1 protein-coding gene is annotated in these 1,016 nt (G+C 61.7%); it reads left to right on the forward strand.

What is annotated here, in order from left to right; translation table 11 throughout:
• Positions 1–1,009, forward strand: a 1,009-nt coding sequence (locus M0D69_RS43650; RefSeq protein WP_301787986.1) for an IS4 family transposase, incomplete at its 5' end; no start/stop codon positions are given.
• Positions 1,010–1,016: the final 7 nt, after the last annotated feature.

Consider the following 1,016-nt stretch of genomic DNA (forward strand, 5'->3'; position numbering starts at 1 on the left):
GCGCGGGATGTTTGTTCACCCGACCTATGCGGTGACGCCGCAGCGCGAGCCGTTGGGTATTCTGGACGCGTGGATGTGGGCTCGCGAGAAGAAGGACGAATCCGGCCAGCGTGGCGGCCCCAAGGAAAGTTTGCGTTGGATCGAAGGCTACGAGCGCATCGCCGAGATGGCGCCGGACATGCCATCGACCCGCTTGGTGTATGTGGCCGACCGCGAAGCGGATCTGATGGCGTTGATGCAGTGCGCCGATGCGTTGGGCAACCCGGCCGACTGGCTGATACGTGCCGCGCATAACCGCTGCCTGCCTGAAGGCGATAAGTTGTGGGAGCGCGCCACGCGCGGCGAAGCGGTGGGCGAAATCGCCTTCACGATGGCCGCGCGCCAAGGCGTGAAAGCGCGCACGGTGCGCCAGCGCCTGTGGCTGCAGCGCGTGGAGTTGCCCGCGAGCAAGGGCAAAAGCATCGCTGCAACGTGCCTGGTCGCGCGCGAGTTTGACGCGCCTGCCGGCGTCAAGCCGATCGAATGGCGCTTGCTGACTAACCGTGCGGCTACCACGCTGGATGAAGCGATCGAATTGATCGAGTGGTATCGGGCGAGATGGGAAATCGAGATCCTGTTCAACGTTCTGAAGAACGGCTGTCAGGTCGAAGAGCTGCAGTTGGGCACGATTGAACGACTCGAGCGTGCGTTGGCGCTGTTTCTTGTGGTGGCTTGGCGTGTGACCTATCTGATGCGCCTGGGCCGGAGCTGTCCTGATTTGGACGCGCATCTGTTCTTCGATCCCGATGAAATTCGGGCCGCCCACTTGCTCACGAAAACGCGTATGCCTGTGCAACCCAAGCTCAACGAGGTGTTGCGCTTGGTCGCACGCCTCGGCGGTTTCCTCGCTCGCAAGGGCGATGGCGAACCCGGCGCGCAGACAATCTGGAAGGGGCTCACAAAAGTTCATATCGCCGCGGAAACCATGCGCTTATTGCGCGATGACGGTAATGCCGACATTTCTGTATAACGACATG

This window comes from Caballeronia sp. SEWSISQ10-4 2 (assembly GCF_030464885.1).
Classification (GTDB): Bacteria; Pseudomonadota; Gammaproteobacteria; order Burkholderiales; family Burkholderiaceae; genus Caballeronia.